We start from the raw sequence: 17,682 nt of genomic DNA on the forward strand, positions 1-17,682 counted from the left end.
AATAATTTGGTTATTATTATCTTGAAATATATTATTTTACATATTCGTTGGAAGGAGGGGGAACAATTGATCCGCCGTTGGTTTTCGAAAAAAAATAAATCATTTCAGCCTGCATTTGAAACACCGTCTTCACATTCATCGTTGAGTCTATGCACGAATGCAACAGATGAACCAGATCCTGCAAAAGAAATATCGCATTTTAAAATGCGTCTAAAAGAATATGGAATAGAGTTTAGTCACTTAGTCTCCAGCACTCCTAAGGATGTTGAAAACAGACAACAAGCTATAAAAGTTGCTGAAGAGATCTCGAAAGATCCTGAGATGCGGAATTACTTTTTAACGTGGAAACGGTTGCCCCTTCTTCATAATGAAAGTACACAGCATCAGAAGCACACCATGAAAAAACAGCGAGAATACATAACCGCTCTTACCCTTATTTTTATAGAAAATTATCAAGTGTTGCTGCAATATGTTCCTGGCACGGGAGGAAAACACTAATGAACAAAGCGATTATTGTAGAAGTTAACAAACGCCATGTCATCGTTCTTGCTGAGGGCGGAGAATTTAAAAAGATTAAGAATACCAACGCTGCCTATATGGTCGGTCAAGAAATCCGTCTTCCAGTAAAACAAGAGAACAAAAAAACTGCTTTTTCTATCTTTAACTGGAAAACCGGAACTGCTGTAGCTTTAGCGATCTTCCTCTTGTTCTTTCAAGTCCTTGCACCGATATCTGGACCTGGAGCATATGCATATGTCGGTATAAACATGGATCCTAGTCTCGAGTTAAAGATCGATGAAGATATGAAAGTTCTTGATATCTTTGCTTATAATCAGCAAGGACATATGGTTCTTGATCGGTTGAACGATTGGGAAAATGAAAAAATCGAACATGTAACTGACCTTATTTTTGAAACATGTGAAGACCTTGGCTATCTGAAGTCAAAGGAAGAAGTATTGATCACTACAACTTTATCTGAGGAAATACCAGCTGATAAGGAAAAAGAAATCAAACAACAAGTGAATAAAGTCATGACGGAGAAAGCTAAAAAGAACTCAATAGAGATGACCACCATCGTGATGAGTTCTAAAGAACGTGAACAATCTAAAAAGATGAAAATGTCACCTGGGCACTATGCGATTTATAAGGCAGCTAAGAAGTCAGGTAAGAATATCACAAAGAACGAAATCTCCAGTCTTACTATCGAAGAAATATCTGAAAAGGTAGGACCGATCAAAGAGCTTTTAAAAGAAGAGATTGAAACAGTAGAAGCCTCTGATCGCAAAAAAGTGGATCTTGTATACGAACCACCTCTTCCTATCTTAGATATAAAAGATTCAAGCAATGAAGTAAAGTTCGAGAAGGAAATACTACCGGTTCAAGAAAAAGTACAAGAACCTCAGCAAAAGAAAACGTTCGAATTACCTGTCAGTCATGCTGAAATTCCTTCTTCTCCAAAAAAGGAAGAAAAGCCTGCTGAGAAACCAGTAAAAATCGAGCCTGAAAAACATGTAAATACCCCTGCTCCTTCTGCAGGAGAACAAGACAAGAATACACACAAAACTCCTACAAAGAGTGTACCTGTAGTAACAGCACCAAAGGAGGAGAGACCTAAGCAGGATAAACCTGTAGAAGATAAACCGAAACAGGAATTACCTAAAGAGGAAAAACCTAAACCAGAAGTACCGAAAGAAAATATACCTAAAGAAGCACCTAAGGAAGATAAGCCAAAGGTAGAAACACCTAAAGAGGAGACACCTAAAGTAGAGACTCCTAAAGAGGAAACGCCTAAAGAGGAGACCCCTAAAGAGGAGACTCCTAAAGAAGAAACACCTAAAGAAGAAACACCTAAAGAAGAAACACCTAAAGAAGAAACTCCTAAAGAAGAAACTCCTAAAGAAGAAACACCTAAAGAGGAGACTCCTAAAGAGGAGACTCCTAAAGAACATTGGATTTACATTGAAATTATTATTGATGGTATCGTAATAGAAGTACGCATCAAAGTAACATCGAATGTTACTGATGCTGAGTTAAAACAAAAAGCATTAGCCACTTATCATCAGAATGTTTCAAAAGAACACTCATGCCCTACACCAACTTCTGCGTTCACACAAGAAGTTGAACAAGCTGAAGCTTCTAAAGCACCACAACAAACTGTGGAGAACGAAGAAGCCTCAGATTCTCCCATTGAAGAACCTCTTTTAGAAGAAGCTTCATAATGGAAAAACCCCAAGACTTGGATTAGTCTTGGGGTTTTTGTTTTGCATACCGTATAGACACCTAACTTTTATGGCAATAGTGAGAATAGGAGGAGAGTGTTTGTATGCGATCAATTTACTATGCTTATTTAAGAATGCCGATGCTGATTCGACTTGCCATCATTCTTTTTAGCATTCTATTCTTAAGCGCTAGTTTAGCTCACCTCTTAGAAAAGAAAACATTTCCGACGTTATTTGAAGGATTCTATTGGGCAGTTATTACGGCAGGAACGGTTGGATACGGAGACTTCACTCCAGAAACAACGCAAGTAAGGTTACTAGCTATCTTCCTTGTTTTCATTGGCGCATCCTTTTTTGCTTTTTTAACTGTTCATCTAGCAAGTTCTGTTGTGAAAAGAGAAAATCGTTTTTTCGAGGGGAAAAGTATGTATAAGAACAAAGATCACTTTATTATAGTTGGCTGGAACGAACGAGCTAGACATACGATTCAAGCTCTTAAAGAAAAACTTAAATCGAACCATATCGTTCTAATCGATGAATCTTTAAAAGAAAATCCATTATATGTTGAAGGTATTCATTTTATTCATGCTAAACCTAGTGAAGATCATACGTGGCTGATGGCACATATTCAGCAGGCACATACCATCCTGATCACAGCAGATGCAAACTTAAAGGAATATGAAGCCGATACGAACACGATTCTATCTATTCTAACAGCTAGAGGCTTAAATCCTACAGTATCCATTCATGCAGAAGTGTTAACAACAGATCAAACGACAAACGCAAAACGGGCGGGTGCAAATCATATTATACACACATCGAACTTGGCTTCACATGCAATGGTCTCTAGCCTTGCAAAAGAGATATGATAAGAAAAACAGATAGCAGTCACGTCTATCTGTTTTTTAATTTAAAACGGCTGTTTCTACCTTCTTTACTAATTCTTTGGCTATGCCAATCCACTTTTGATCAACCGTTGCATCAGGATCTTGTGGTTCTGAAAACTGATTAAAACTTCCAGAGATGTTACCTGTTTCAGCATTATCATCAAGCCCTACTTGATATTTGTGGGCCAATAGAAAGGGTTCTCCAAATTGAATCGTCGTATCCTTTTTATCTAACTGGCCATCAATGGCTTGAAAAGGAATTCTTAAAAACGTGTACCCGACTTCATCATCCAGCTTATAATCAAAATATCCGTGATCATAATCCCAGTTTCCTCCATAAGAGAAGCCCATTCCTTTCAATACATCTTCAGCTTCGTTCAGTGCACAACACTCATTTTCAAGACTGCTTTTTATCGGTTTCATCATCGTCACCCCTTCATAATCTATTTCTTAGCGTTTCCAAAGAAAGAGAAGATTATTTGAGCTATATTTTAGAAAAATATAAAAAAGCCTGACTCATGAAATGCTCTGAGTCAGGCTAGAAAAATTGATTATAGACGTTTTTCTAATTCTTCTTTTTCTTTTTCAAATCCTGGTTTACCAAGTAAAGCAAACATGTTTTTCTTGTATGCTTCTACTCCCGGTTGATCGAATGGATTTACACCTAACAAGTATCCACTCACCGCACATGCTTTTTCAAAGAAATACACGAGATAACCAAAATGATATGGTGTCATTTCAGGAATACTTACGACAAGGTTAGGAACCCCACCATCTGTATGAGCAAGCATTGTTCCTTGGAAAGCTTTTTTGTTAACAAAGTCCATTGTCTGACCTGCTAAGAAATTAAGTTTATCCAAATTCTGATCATCTTCTTCGATCTTAATTTCTTCTCGTGCTTGGTCCACGTATAACACGGTTTCAAATAGATCACGACGTCCTTCTTGAACGTATTGCCCCATTGAGTGAAGATCTGTAGTGAAGTCGACGGATGCAGGATAGATTCCTTTGTAGTCTTTTCCTTCACTTTCACCGTAAAGCTGTTTCCACCATTCAGATACATAGTGAAGACCTGGCTCGTAGTTAACCATCAGTTCGATAGTTTTGCCTTTATTATAAAGTGCATTACGAACTGCAGCATATTGGTACGCTTGGTTCTCTGCAAGGTTTGGATTGTTAAAATCAGCTGCTGCTTCTTTTGCACCATTCATCATCTCTTCGATATTTACTCCACTTACTGCGATCGGCAACAGACCTACAGCAGTTAGCACAGAATAACGCCCACCAACGTCATCAGGAATGATAAAGGATTCGTAACCTTCTTCGTTCGCTAGTGTTTTCAATGCACCTTGAGCTTTGTCAGTCGTTGCATAAATACGTTTACGAGCTTCATCTTTTCCGTACTTTTCTTCTAAGAACTTTCTAAAGATACGGAACGCGATCGCAGGCTCAGTAGTAGTACCAGATTTAGAAATCACATTTACAGATACATCTTTATCTTTTAATACATCGAAAAGTTCTTTAACATATGTTGAAGAAATGTTCTGTCCAGCAAAGAATACTTGAGGAGTCTTGCGGTCTTCTTTTGCTAAAAGGTTATAGAATGAATGATTTAACATTTCAATCGCTGCACGTGCTCCTAAATAAGAACCACCAATTCCCACAACAATCAATACATCAGAATCACTTTTAATCTTTTCCGCACTTTTTACGATTCGGCTAAACTCTTCACGGTCATAGTTTTCTGGAAGATCAACCCAGCCGAGAAAGTCATTCCCCGCGCCAGTTTTTTCATAAATCGCTTCATGAGCTGTTTTCACCGCACCTGTCAGATAATCTACTTCATGCTGACCAATAAAAGAAAGGGCCTTGCTATAATCAAAACTAAGCTTTTTTGTCATATGTAAGCCTCCTAGAACATCATTATTCTTTCACTTTATACAAGTACAAGGACCAAATCAAGAAACCAGACAAATGTAATCGTTTTCTTTACAAAAGACGAAATATTCAAAAAGCAGCCATATAAAAAGAAAGGTCACTCCCCTCTTTTTATATGGCTTGCTTTACAGATGATTTACAAAGACATTCTCAAAATGTTGAGTACATCTTCTTTATTTTGTTTCTTGAAGTTCCCAAACTCACCTCTTGCCATTGCTTTATCTGCAATGAGGTCTAGTTTTGAATCATCAATGTCATAGTCTTTTAATGCATTTGGAGCCCCAAGTGACGTCCAGAAAGCAGACAGACGATCAATACCTTCAAGAGCTACTTCTTTATCTGACTTTCCTTCTGTTTCAACATTAAACACGCGAACGGCAAGCTGCTTAAAGCGAGCCACATTCGTATCCACGTTATGTCTCATCCAGTTAGGGAAAAGGATAGCTAAGCCGCCAGCATGTGGAATATCATAGACTGCTGAAACAGCATGTTCAATGTTATGACTTCCCCAGTCACCTCGAACACCCATTTGAAGTGTACCGTTAAGTGCCATCGTTCCATTATAAAGGATTGTTTCACGCAACTCATAGTTCTCAAGATCATCTAAAAGCTTAGGTGCCGTTTCCATTACCGTTAGTAGGATAGATTCAGCAAAGCGATCTTGTAGAGGTGTGTTTGTAGCGTTATGGAAATATTGTTCAAACACGTGCGACATCATATCTACTATTCCATAAATCGTTTGATCTTTTGGAACAGAGAAGGTATAAGTCGGATCTAAGATTGAAAATTTAGGGAATACAAGCGGACTTCCCCAACCATATTTCTCTTGCGTTTCCCAGTTCGTGATAACAGAACCTGAGTTCATTTCAGATCCTGTTGCTGCAAGTGTAAGTACCGTTCCAAAAGGAAGTGCATCTTCTACTTGAGCTTTTAAAGTAATAATGTCCCATACATCTCCATCATACTTTGCCCCAGCTGCAATAGCCTTTGTACAGTCAATAACACTTCCGCCACCCACGGCTAATAAAACATCAATGTTTTTTTCTTTACAAATTTCTACGCCTTTACGAACAGTAGAAACTCTCGGGTTTGGTTCCACACCTGAAAGCTCACTAACCTCTGCATCCATCTTATTTAGTTCATTCATGACTTCATCAAACAAACCGTTTCGTTTAATACTTCCTCCACCATATACAACGAGGACTTTCTTTCCGAATTTCCCTAGTTCGTCCTTTAAAGTTTGAATTTGATTTTTACCAAATACTAATCGAGTCGGATTGTAATATATATATTCGTTCATCGATATCTCTCCTTCTTACATGGTTAATCCGTATTATGTGGGACATGAAATGTAATGTAAAGTAATTAGCTTACCGAATACTAGCATGTGTTTTTATCCTTTGTTTCATGCTACAGAATTAGGGAATGAATAAATATAGGCAATAATTGACACCCTAAAGAGGCTTTTTCTATTTATATAAAGAGGAGGGAATGACATGAGTGGATTACAGCGCTTCGCACTTGCTTTAGTTATTATTGGAGCTATCAATTGGGGTCTGATTGGTTTCTTCCAATTCGATCTAGTAGCCGCTATTTTTGGAGGTCAAGACGCTGCTCTAGCCCGAATCGTTTATGGCTTAGTTGGTCTTTCAGGTCTATACTGTTTAACATTATTGTTTAAACCTTCTGAAGAACTTAGCCCAGAAGGCCGCACTGAACATAACCGCGTATAAAAGGATATAAAAAAACCTCTCAATCGAGAGGTTTTTTAATTACTTTTTAAGGCGCTTGTTAAGTTGAGCCTGACGATCTGTAGACTCTTTCAACCAATCTTTAAGTTTTGCTTCAAGAGTGTTGAAACCTTTGTTAGCGTCTTGGTTGTTTGTGTTGCTCTTTTTGTTATTGTTGTTGAATCCACCAGGACGGCGTTCTTTTTTAGGTGCAGGAGCTGGAGCTTCCTGTGTTTGTCGGATGGACAGTGAAATCTTCTTGCTGTCTTCGTCAACAGAAAGAACCTTTACTGACACAACGTCACCAACACTCAATGCATCGTTAATATCTTTAACGAAACCATGTGAAACTTCAGAGATGTGTACAAGACCTTGTACATTATCATTTAATGCAACGAACGCACCAAAAGGCTTAATGCCTGTAACTTTACCTTCAACAATGCTACCTACTTCAAAATTCATGAAAACACTCCTAACTATTTTTTAACCTGTTAAGTATAACATAACTAAATCGTACAAGCAAAACTAATAAAGAGAGTGTTTTATTGACTTGAGACCGTCATTTCAAGAATTTGTTCATGCTTCGGTGTATGGTCTTTACCAAATTGATATATTTTCTCAACATTTATTTGATGCCATAACATAAACATGAGCACTGTCCATATTTTTCTACTATAATCGCCTCTGCCATTTCGGTGCCCTTCTAGCAGATCCAATACCACATCTTTATTTAAATAATGTTCTGTATGGCTTGAATGGATCAGTTGTTTAGCCCAATCGTACATCTCATTTTTTAACCAGTGTCGAATTGGAACAGGGAATCCTAACTTACGGCGGTGCAAGACAGAATCTGGAACAATTCCATTCATCGCTTCTCTTAATGCGTATTTTGTTGTTCCGTTCGTTACTGTGAGACTAGGGTGCAACCTTGAAGCTACATCAAATACTTCTTTATCAAGGAAAGGTACCCTCAGTTCAAGCGAATGAGCCATCGTCATCTTATCAGCTTTAACGAGAATGTCGCCTCTCATCCAAGTATGCAGATCAATATATTGCATTTTATGAACATCGTGAAAAGCTCTTGCTTGATCATACAATGGCTTTGTTACATTTTTATAGTTATAAGCAGGACGATATTCTTTTAGTAGCTTGCTTTTTTCATTCTCTGAGAACATTTTCGCATTACCAATATATCTTTCTTCGATGGTCATACTTCCCCGTTCCATGAAACTCTTTCCTTTAACACCTTCAGGTAAAACACTTGCAATAGCAGCTAATCCTTTTGCAAGACCTTTTGGCAATGAAGAAAGATGTCTTAACGAGTGAGGCTCGTGATAGATGTTGTAGCCTCCAAACAACTCATCTGCACCTTCTCCTGAAAGAACAACGGTCACATGTTTAGCTGCTTCACGCGCAACAAAATACAGAGGAACAGCTGCTGGATCAGCAACTGGATCATCCATATGCCAAATGATCTTAGGAAGTTCTTTGATAAATTCTTCAGGCTTTACGAGATAGTGAATGTTTTCAACGTTTAGTGCAGCCGCTGTTTGAACAGCTACATCAATCTCACTAAATCCTTCTCTTTCAAATCCAACCGTAAATGTTTTTAACGAAGGATGCAGTTCACTTGCCAAAGCGACAATCGCACTTGAATCAATTCCCCCTGACAAGAATGCTCCTACAGGAACGTCAGAACGCATATGAACTTTTACAGAATCGCGCATTACAGAACGAATTTCTTCCTTTGCTTCTTCAAGCGTCAAGTTACTTGGTTTAAAACTAGGCTTCCAATACGAATGAATAGAAATAGGTCTGCCTGCTTTTTTTACAAAATAATGCCCTGGTTCAAGCTTTTTAATTCCTTTTGTTAAGGTCATAGGTTCAGGCACGAATTGATACGTTAAATAATGATGTAGTGCTTCAGCATCTACTTCTTGTTTCTCCTTAACAACGGTTATACTTTTCTTTTCGGAAGCACAGTAAAGACCTTCCTCATCCTCAAGATAGAAAAAAGGTTTGATCCCAAAACGGTCTCGTGCTCCATAAAGTTCTTTCTTTTCTTTATCCCAGATTAAAAACCCGAACATTCCACGAAGTTCTGTAAATGCTTTTTCTCTTCTTTCACTGAATAAGGCAAGAATAACCTCAGTATCAGAGTGAGTTTTAAAGCGAAACCCTTTATCTTCTAACTCTTTTCTTATTTCAACATAATTATAAATTTCACCATTAAAGATAATCCAATAACGGTCATCTTCGTACGAAAGGGGTTGTTTACCACTTTCAATATCAATGATGCTCAGACGGCGAAACCCGAAACGAACATATTGATCTACAAAATGACCACTATCATCTGGACCTCGGTGAGTAATGATATTTGTCATATTAATTAATTGTTCCGTTTCGTTTTGTTCTACCGTCTCAGGCGTATTTAACATATATCCAATAAAACCGCACATTTTCAAGTTCCTCCCCAAAAACAGTTCAAATGTCCACTTTCCATTTATTAAACCAAGTTAACTAATTGGTTTTCCAGAATATTATTTATTTCCCTTTATATGTGAATGAACTTCTCTATTATAACTCTGTAAATTCCAATCTTCACTAATTATTTGTTAATAATATGAAAAACAAGGAATCTGTACTATATCTGTCGAGAAAAGCGATTTAAAAGTTACAAGACTATTTTCAAATCATTGAATTTGGGTCTAAGATTCGGTCTGCATCTTCTATAGATAATATCTTTTTTGACACTAGCACTTCTTTTAATGTTTTGCCTGTCTCAAAACTTTCCTTGGCTACTGCTGCTGCCCTTTCGTATCCTATGTGAGGGTTTAGAGCTGTTACAAGTGAGAGACTCTTCTCCAGCCAATTTTGAATATTTTCTTCATTTGCTTTGATATCCTTTAAACATTTTTCAGTAAATATCATCATTCCATTGCTTAAGATCTTTATGGATTGAAGTACATTAAAGCCGATGACAGGCATCATTGCATTGATTTCTAGCTGACTTCCGATCGCTGCTGTAGAAACACATACATCATTGCCTATTACTTGTGAACAGATCATATACATATTCTCTAAAATGACCGGGTTGATCTTCCCTGGCATGATCGATGATCCTGGCTGAACAGCGGGCAGCATGATTTCAGCAAAACCTGTCCGAGGGCCGCTGCTTAACAATCTAAGGTCACTCGATATTTTGATAAGATGGACAGCTAATTCTTTTAGATGGCTGCTTACTCGAATCGCTGCATTCGTGTTTTGCATAAAAGCATATGTATTATCACTTTTTGTAAACGGCAGATTAGTTTTCTGAGCGATCTGTCTTATCGCGAGTTCCGCATAATCAGGATGAGCATTTATTCCTGTTCCTACTGCATTTCCACCCAAACCTAGTTCATATAAAAAAGTTTCTGAGTGTTTCAATGCATGTTGAACCGATTCTAAAGTTCCTCTGTAACCTTTGAATTCACTTCCTAGTCGAATAGGAACAGCATCCTGCAAATGTGTTCTGCCCGCTTTAATAATCTCATGAAACTCAGTCTCTTTTTCTCTTAACATTTGAATCAAACGACTTAAAGCAGGGTAAAGCGTTTCATGAAGTTCAGATGCTACAGATATTTGTATAGCTGTAGGAATCGTATCATTAGTGGATTGTGACATATTTACATCGTCGTTTGGATGAATAAGTGAATAATCTCCTTTTTCTCCGCCTATTAATTCAGAGGCGCGTGAGGCAAGCACTTCATTCATGTTCATATTCTGAGAAGTTCCAGCTCCTGCTTGATAAGCATCTACAACAAATTGATCTCTCCACTCTCCTTTTATTACTTCATCAGCTGCTGAGATAATGGCGTTCGCTTTTTCATCACTTAATGCCTTACATTCTTTATTCGCGTGTGCTGCACTACTTTTAATAATGGCTTGTGCTTTAATAAAAGAGAACGGTAACCGAATACCGCTGATCGGAAAATTTTCAACCGCACGTTGAGTTTGAGCTCCGTAATAAGCCTCTTTTGGAACCTTTACTTCACCTAATGTATCTTTGGCAATCCGAAAGTTATCCAAAGTTTTTACCTCCTTTAATATCCTTATTTCTTGTATCCCCTTCTTAAAAAAGATGTAACCCTTTTCCAATAATCGCTCGCCTTTATGATTTTATTTATAAAAACAAAAAAACCGCCAATTTAGACGGTTTTTGCTTTGTGCAGTGAAACGACCACAGCAGGCTCTTTTTTAATAAATTTATGCTCAGTTTGATACCCTGCTTTCTTCTGTTTGAGAAAGGTCTTTTCAGATATTGGACGGGGCCTTGACCAGGAAAGGGAGTCAAGATTTTTCCAGTTATCATGTGTAATGATTTCACTCTTGTAATAATAACAGTTGCCGCTCACGTATTCTTCGCAAATATAGCGCACTGTTTGTCGACTATGCATAACATCTCTCCATTTTTTCTTTCATTATCCCCGCATAACCGTTCATCCATACTTAAGCAAAAAAAGGCCTGAAGACCCTACCTCCAAGCCTTAATCTGTTAATCTCTAGTGTTCCACCACCACCAGCCACCAAATATCAAGATGAGAATAAACACTATAATTACTACAGCCCAGACCCAACCGTAGCCATAGCCGCCATAACCGTAAGCTCCGTAAGCATACGGGTAATAGTAAGGATAATATGGAAATGCCATCCTGCTACCTCCTCTTATTTCTTTATGCGTTCTTACTCCTTATTAAAATATGTACGAAGTGGGTAAAGAGGAATAGAGGCAAACGCACAAATTTTGCATTTCCATTACTTTTATAAGTTTTAAAAGGCATTTTTGTATGTATTGTTGCGCCCAAAAAGTAGTTGATTTCCGCTCCAGGTTACTTGCTTTCCATTGGGCGAACGGTGAGCCTCCTTTCTAGTTGCAGTGACTAGCCCCTCATGATCAAAAGTTAAATGTCTGTGATGAGGAAAGTGCACCTTCCCAGCCCATTTACTTTTTCTTGTCGGAGCTAAACGAGTCACTTCCACTTTTCAGACTGCCGCTTTGCGCCATTAAATCTTTTTGTAGATCTTTTTGAAAAGAATCTACAAAAAAGAGGAAATAATTTCTCCTTGTATCTTAAGGGTTGTTTGGTGAAACTACTCATAGAATTCTGCGGACGGAGGTAAGACATTCATGGCTGTTAATGAAAACCATATTTTTTCTCCAGGATATCGAATAAGTGTTAATGGTGTTCAAATTTATTATGAATACTTCGATCATGAAGATCCGGATGCAAAAGTAGTTGTTCTCGTGCATGGATTTTTATCTTCTACAGTCAGCTTTAGAAAGTTACTTCCATACTTAACCAAAACATATAAAGTTGTATCACTTGATCTCCCAGGTTTTGGGCAGAGTGAAAAATCAACGAGTTTCATCTACAAATTATCTAATTATGGTCAACTGATCATCGATTTTTTAGATAAATTAAACATTCAAAACGCGATATTGATCGGCCATTCTATGGGTGGCCAGATCTCTATGCATGCTGCGAAGAAATCTCCGAAAAGAATCGAGAAATTAATTCTTCTTGGCTGTTGTTCATACGTAAAAAGAGCGAGTCGCTCTTTAATCGCTTGCTCTTACCTTCCATTGTTCACTTGGGGAATGCGCAATTGGATTCAAAGAAAAGATGTAAAAGAAAACCTACTCTCTGTGTTGCATGATTCAAAGCTGGTTACGGAAGAAATGATTGAGAGTTATAAAAAACCTATTAGCGAAGTAGCATTTACCCATTCTTTGATTAGGTTGTTACGCCAACGTGAGGGTGATATGTGCTCTCAAGATTTAAATCAGATTAAGCAACCCGTTTTAATGCTATGGGGGAAAGAGGACAAAGTTATGCCAGTTAAAACAGGGTATCGTTTAAAACATGATCTTCCAAGTGCTGAACTTATCGTATATGAAAAATGCGGCCATCTGCTGATGGAAGAAAAACCTCAAGAAATATGTAATGAGATTCAACGTTTTATTGAATTAGGCATCAACCAAGGTTCTGCCTTTCAACAAGAGACATCTTAATCTTCATCATTTTTGATGTTATTTATAAGAAAAAGAGGCTAAAGCCTATGTGTTTATAGGCTTTGCCTCTTTATTACTGTTCACGACTCTTTGTCATCTGTTGCCACACTGTACCCGCGGCTTCTTCTCCGCTTTGGATACGTTCGATCGCAATTTTCACTTGAAGAGATACTTCAAACTCTGGATCATCCTGAGCAGCTTTTAATGCAGGAAGTGCTGTCTCATCTCCTACTTCAAATAAAAAGCGAGCTGCTCTCCATCGAACAAGTTTGTTCTTATCAGACAATGCATCACACATGACGGGTATCGCTTTTGCATTCCCTAGATCAGATAGAGCATCACCAGCTGTACGTCTTACCGATACATTCTTATCCTGCAGAGCTAGATAGAGAAGAGGTAGCACAGCTTCATCCTCAATCATCCCTAAGTAAACGACAGCCAAACGTCTTATAGAAGGCTTTTCATCTTTTAAAGCTTGTTTTAATACCATAACATCATCGATCGATGGGTTTATTCGCTCTAATGCCGCATAACGTGTCTGCCAATCAGCGTCACGGAGTTGTTTCTCTAATTCAGAAGTGGAAAGACTTTCGACTCCTGCATCTTGTTCGGTGTTTGAGCTATATGCTTGTTTTACTAATTGATCTAGACGTTCTTGCGGATAGACGGCTGACAGTTCTTCAGCCACTTCACTGCCTACTTGTTCAAACGTTCCATACCGAACACCTTGCTCTTCCCATTGCCTTTCCATTACAAGGTTATCGGAAGAATCTTGAGCCTCTAATGCTGCTTTTGCGAATCGTTCTGCAAGACCCACTCGTCTCTCTTCTTGCTCGGTTTTAAGTTTGATCTGCATAGGAAGACCTCTAAACATTTGAATAAGAACTGTAATCTCTTTTATTTCATCTTCTTGTTGAGTTTGTTGACCAGAAGGATCATCCAATTCTTCTTCTTGGCCAAAAACAGATCTAACACCTGACAAAACATCTTCCCATTTCGCACGCGAATTTCGTTCCAGTGCTATAAAATCAGCAACATGATAAATGCTTTTAACTCCATCCACTTTAAGGATCTCCTGAATAAATGCAGGTGCATGCTCTGCCTCTTCTTTTGTATAGTTATAACGCTCAGTGCCCGGCAGTGTTTCAGACAGATTGATCTTCATTGAATTTGGGCTTGGAGTTGGTTCAATTCCTGTAATTTTCATCCTCACTCACTCCTTTTCATGTTTAAAATCTATTTGCAGCAGATAGTTGTTGATCTGATCTTTTTCTTTATCTGTAAATTTATATTCACAATCGACACCCTCATCGTGAGCAATAATTTCTTGTAGCTCGCCATTTCCATCATAGACAGCTAAAGCACTCGGCTCATGAAGTCCTTCGGGCAGTACCTCAACATTTTCTATCTCAAAAGAAAGATATACATTTGTCCAAGGTCCAACCTGAACAACATCGTGTCCTATAAAATGTAAGCTTCCTTCAAAATAATGGGTGAATCCATATTTGTACATAGCTGTCCTCCAAGTAAATATCTCTTGTCTATTATAAGGAACAATAGATAAAATCTCAAAACATGCAGGTTTAATTGGAGATCGTCGCATAAAAGAAAAACAAACACAGCATCTCGTGTTTGCTTTTTATACTACTTATTTAGTTAGTTCTCTAAGTATGGCTCTTACTGGACTCCCATCTGCCTCTTTAAGAAAAAGTGGCAGAGCAACAAGTTCATATTCCCCTTCAGGAACTTCATCCAATACAAGACCTTCTAAAATATGAATGTTGTGTTCATAAAGAGCATGATGTGCATCAAGCTCTTTGCTATCTAGGGGATCAACCGAGGGCATATCCACACCGATCAAGCAGACTCCAAACTCGTAAAGAACTTGAACAGCTTCTGGTTTTAGAGGTACGATTTCATCCGGAAACACGGACCGGTCTTCCCAGCATCTTGTCTTAAACAGAACTCGTTTCGTACCAGCTTGCAGTTTATCTTTTACGATCTCTGCGGTTATCTCTTTCATAATCGTCACATCAATAACCATTGCTCGGCCAATATATAATCCGAGGTCCAAACCTCCAACTCTTTCGCCGCTATCTAAAAAATGGTAAGGTGCATCAATATGAGTACCAATATGTGTACTCATCTCCACTTTTCCAACGTTCACAGATCCAGAGTCGTCTTTCGTCCAAGCAAGATCGAAGTGATATGGCGTATCTCCTGGCCAACCCGGTACACCATTATATAGCGGCATCGATATATCATATAATTTCAAGTCCACCACTCCCTATGCGATGACTTCTCTTTTATTTTCATATTTCTCATATTCACGATTGTTCATGATCTTACTTAAAATCTGGACTGCCTCGTATACATCGCGATAAGAATTATACAATGCAACTGGAGCTAAACGAATAATGTTTGGTGCTCTAAAATCTGGAACGATGCCGTTTTCTTTTAGAGCTTTGCAAATTCGTGCAGCGTCATTGTGCATAAGAGCCACATGACCGCCTCTTCTTTTATCATCTAGTGGATTTACGATTGTAAACTCATTTTCGATCTCTTGATTCAACAAATCCATGAGCAGACTCGTTAATTTTAAAGATTTTGTTCGAATCCGATTGATCTTGGCTTCTTCAAAAATAGTTAATGATCCGATCAAAGGTGCAGTACTCAGCATATGTGGTGTTCCAATTTGGAAACCACCCGCAGAATTCTCCGCATCAAAATGGTGGTCCATATCAAACTGCGTTTCTTTTTTGCTGCCAAACCATCCAGAAAGCCCTGGTGTTTTCGTAAAATGGTTTTTATTGACGTACAATCCCCCGACTCCGCCCGGTCCAGCATTTACATACTTGTAATTGCACCAAAAAGCAAAATCAACTCCCCATTTGCTTAATTCATGAGGAAGAGCTCCAATCGAGTGACAAAGATCAAATCCGATCGGTATATTCCTTTTGTGAGCTTCACGCGTTAAACGTTCTATATCTAACAATTGCCCGCTTCTGTAGAGAACAGATGGAAGTAAGATAAGAGCTACATCCTCTGTCATCTTATCAATGATATCTTGTTCATCCAGAGTTAAACCATTCTTGCTTCCTACTTGGATCAGATCGGTATCAGGATTTAATCCCTTTAATTTTAACTGACTTTGTAAGCCATAAATATCAGAAGGGAAAGTGAGCTCATCTGCTAAAATCTTCGTTCTTCCGTTCTTCGGTTCAAAAAACGTAGCCACCAATTGATGAAGATTTACAGTAGTTGAACCTGTAACAATGACTTCTTTATCTTCTGCTCCAACGAGTAAAGATAGCTTTTCTGCTAGTTTTTCACTCAGAGTAAACCACGGGTATTTACCACCCATCCATCCGTCTATCCCATGTTCTTTCCAGTCATTTAATACATCAAACAAAGACTGTTCTGCACGTTTAGATAGAAGTCCTAGAGAGTTTCCATCGAGATAGATCGATTCATCCCTTGTATAGAACTCTTTTTTAAAAGAAGCAAGTTCATCATTTTGGTCCATTTGTTCTACGATTTGCGCTGTGACTTGTCTCATTTTGTACTTTCCTCCCGAATGCAAGAATTGGAACCGTTTTCAATACCGAGTAATTTGACATATACATATCCCCACATCTTCCATTATGATAGACACAAAGGGGGTGTTACCACTGAAACGTCTTTGGTGGTTCACAGGAATTGTAGTCGTATTCTTTTCGACAATCGCATTTATATATATGTATAATAACGCAGATTTACAAACGGTAGAAGAAAAAAAGATACCGAAACAGGAAAATAGAGCTGAACCACAAGAAATAAAAACAGAACCGATCACTCCTCAACCTGAAGAAAAAACAACAGATCTTAAACTTGCTGCGATCGGTGACATCTTGATCCATGATACGGTCTATAATAAAGCAAAAACTGCAAATGGCTATGACTTTAATCGTAACTTCTCTCTAGTAAAATCATATTTATCTGAGCCTGATATTACGATGGCAAACCAAGAAACAATGATTGGTGGTACTCAGCTTGGTCTCTCATCCTATCCCTCGTTCAATTCTCCACATGAAGTTGGAGATGCGTTAAAAGCAACCGGCGTAGATTTAGTAACGTTAGCTAATAACCATACACTTGACCGGGGAGAAAAGGCGATCATTAGTGCTTTAAATTATTGGAATCAAATTGATGTGATGTATACGGGTGCCTATCTAACAGATAAAGATCGACAAAATATCAGGCTGATCAGAAGGAACGACATTACAGTATCCTTTTTGAGCTATACATATGGAACGAACGGAATTCCAGTTCCAACAGGAAAGAATCATCTTGTTAATCTGATCGAAGTAGAACGAATCAAGCGAGACATTAAAGAGGCTAGAAAGTTATCTGATGTTAATGTTGTTTCTCTTCATTTCGGAAACGAGTATGAAAGAATGCCGAATGAGTTTCAAAAGAATATCGTGAAAGTAGTAACCGAAGCCGGTGGAGACATCATTATCGGTCACCATCCACATGTACTGCAACCTGTTAAATGGGAAACCGCAAGTGACGGTTCAAAAACGTTCGTCGCTTATTCTCTCGGGAATTTCTTATCCGGTCAAAGACGTGAATATAAAGACATCGGTGGAATCGTTCAACTGAAGGTAACCAAACGACAAACAGGAACGGAAAAAACCATCGAATTATCCGAACCGAAATTTCTTCCAACTTATGTAGATCAACCATTTGTGATCCATCCTATGAAAGACTTACCTGCCATGAAAAAGCCTTATGAAGAAATAAAAACACATATGAAGCAATGGGTTCCGGAACTTACTTTCTTCGAATAATCTTCTAAAAAAAGCTGACTC

18 protein-coding genes are annotated in these 17,682 nt (G+C 38.2%); 6 read left to right on the forward strand and 12 right to left on the reverse strand.

Annotated features, from left to right (window positions below; all coding sequences use genetic code 11):
• Positions 1-66 precede the first annotated feature (66 nt).
• The 3 genes from HU823_RS17240 (at position 67) to HU823_RS17250 (ending at position 3,088) form a co-directional block, all read left to right on the forward strand.
• Positions 67-498 (forward strand): hypothetical protein, encoded by a 432-nt coding sequence (locus HU823_RS17240; RefSeq protein ID WP_197222817.1) that lies wholly within the window; start codon positions 67-69, stop codon positions 496-498.
• Positions 498-2,219 carry an anti-sigma-I factor RsgI family protein gene (locus HU823_RS17245; protein ID WP_197222818.1) on the forward strand — a complete coding sequence of 574 codons (1,722 nt, stop codon included), beginning with the start codon at positions 498-500 and terminating at the stop codon, positions 2,217-2,219. The genes HU823_RS17240 and HU823_RS17245 overlap by 1 nt, the downstream gene beginning before the upstream one ends.
• 104 nt (positions 2,220-2,323) lie before the next feature.
• Positions 2,324-3,088, forward strand: a complete 765-nt coding sequence (locus HU823_RS17250) for a potassium channel family protein (RefSeq protein ID WP_144698384.1) — start codon at positions 2,324-2,326, stop codon at positions 3,086-3,088.
• Between the two features lie 36 nt (positions 3,089-3,124).
• On the opposite strand, the gene HU823_RS17255 is transcribed toward HU823_RS17250, so the two are convergent.
• From HU823_RS17255 to HU823_RS17265, 3 genes are all read right to left on the reverse strand, one after another.
• Positions 3,125-3,529: a YugN-like family protein gene (locus HU823_RS17255; RefSeq protein ID WP_144703296.1), complete on the reverse strand. Its 405-nt coding sequence runs from the start codon at positions 3,527-3,529 to the stop codon at positions 3,125-3,127.
• A 128-nt stretch (positions 3,530-3,657) separates the two neighbouring features.
• Complete coding sequence (locus HU823_RS17260; RefSeq protein WP_197222819.1) at positions 3,658-5,007, reverse strand: glucose-6-phosphate isomerase; 1,350 nt, start codon at positions 5,005-5,007, stop codon at positions 3,658-3,660.
• Between the two features lie 173 nt (positions 5,008-5,180).
• A complete protein-coding gene (locus tag HU823_RS17265) occupies positions 5,181-6,344 on the reverse strand; it encodes an iron-containing alcohol dehydrogenase (RefSeq protein WP_144698380.1) in 1,164 nt (387 codons plus the stop codon).
• Between the two features lie 196 nt (positions 6,345-6,540).
• On the opposite strand from HU823_RS17265, the gene HU823_RS17270 reads away from it, so the two are divergent.
• Complete coding sequence (locus tag HU823_RS17270) at positions 6,541-6,777, forward strand: DUF378 domain-containing protein (RefSeq protein ID WP_137788525.1); 237 nt, start codon at positions 6,541-6,543, stop codon at positions 6,775-6,777.
• A gap of 39 nt (positions 6,778-6,816) precedes the next feature.
• On the opposite strand, the gene yugI is transcribed toward HU823_RS17270, so the two are convergent.
• From yugI to HU823_RS17295, 5 genes are all read right to left on the reverse strand, one after another.
• Positions 6,817-7,236: a S1 domain-containing post-transcriptional regulator GSP13 gene (gene yugI / locus HU823_RS17275; RefSeq protein WP_066397183.1), complete on the reverse strand. Its 420-nt coding sequence runs from the start codon at positions 7,234-7,236 to the stop codon at positions 6,817-6,819.
• An 80-nt stretch (positions 7,237-7,316) separates the two neighbouring features.
• Positions 7,317-9,233 (reverse strand): asparagine synthase (glutamine-hydrolyzing), encoded by a 1,917-nt coding sequence (gene asnB / locus HU823_RS17280; protein WP_144698378.1) that lies wholly within the window; start codon positions 9,231-9,233, stop codon positions 7,317-7,319.
• Positions 9,234-9,462: 229 nt separating this feature from the next.
• Entirely contained in the window at positions 9,463-10,845 is a 1,383-nt protein-coding gene (locus HU823_RS17285) for a class II fumarate hydratase (protein ID WP_144698376.1), read from the reverse strand.
• 119 nt (positions 10,846-10,964) lie between these two features.
• Entirely contained in the window at positions 10,965-11,213 is a 249-nt protein-coding gene (locus HU823_RS17290; protein WP_066397198.1) for a hypothetical protein, read from the reverse strand.
• Positions 11,214-11,311: 98 nt separating this feature from the next.
• Entirely contained in the window at positions 11,312-11,467 is a 156-nt protein-coding gene (locus HU823_RS17295; protein ID WP_082861470.1) for a sporulation protein YjcZ, read from the reverse strand.
• Positions 11,468-11,944: 477 nt separating this feature from the next.
• Between HU823_RS17295 and HU823_RS17300 the strand changes: the two genes are divergently transcribed.
• Positions 11,945-12,829: an alpha/beta fold hydrolase gene (locus HU823_RS17300; protein ID WP_197222820.1), complete on the forward strand. Its 885-nt coding sequence runs from the start codon at positions 11,945-11,947 to the stop codon at positions 12,827-12,829.
• Between the two features lie 73 nt (positions 12,830-12,902).
• Here the strand turns inward: HU823_RS17300 and HU823_RS17305 are convergent, their stop codons facing one another.
• The 4 genes from HU823_RS17305 to kynU all read right to left on the reverse strand — a co-directional run bounded on the left by HU823_RS17305 (position 12,903) and on the right by kynU (position 16,388).
• Entirely contained in the window at positions 12,903-14,036 is a 1,134-nt protein-coding gene (locus HU823_RS17305) for a conserved virulence factor C family protein (protein ID WP_144698372.1), read from the reverse strand.
• 6 nt (positions 14,037-14,042) lie between these two features.
• Positions 14,043-14,342 carry a hypothetical protein gene (locus HU823_RS17310; RefSeq protein ID WP_144698370.1) on the reverse strand — a complete coding sequence of 100 codons (300 nt, stop codon included), beginning with the start codon at positions 14,340-14,342 and terminating at the stop codon, positions 14,043-14,045.
• A 135-nt stretch (positions 14,343-14,477) separates the two neighbouring features.
• Positions 14,478-15,104: an arylformamidase gene (kynB, locus tag HU823_RS17315; RefSeq protein ID WP_197222821.1), complete on the reverse strand. Its 627-nt coding sequence runs from the start codon at positions 15,102-15,104 to the stop codon at positions 14,478-14,480.
• A gap of 12 nt (positions 15,105-15,116) precedes the next feature.
• Entirely contained in the window at positions 15,117-16,388 is a 1,272-nt protein-coding gene (gene kynU, locus HU823_RS17320) for a kynureninase (RefSeq protein ID WP_197222822.1), read from the reverse strand.
• 103 nt (positions 16,389-16,491) lie between these two features.
• Between kynU and HU823_RS17325 the strand changes: the two genes are divergently transcribed.
• Entirely contained in the window at positions 16,492-17,661 is a 1,170-nt protein-coding gene (locus HU823_RS17325; protein ID WP_370630123.1) for a CapA family protein, read from the forward strand.
• The last annotated feature ends 21 nt before the right edge of the window (positions 17,662-17,682 follow it).

It is taken from the genome of Fictibacillus sp. 18YEL24 (assembly GCF_015903855.1).
GTDB classification, from domain to species: domain Bacteria; phylum Bacillota; class Bacilli; order Bacillales; family Fictibacillaceae; genus Fictibacillus; species Fictibacillus phosphorivorans_C.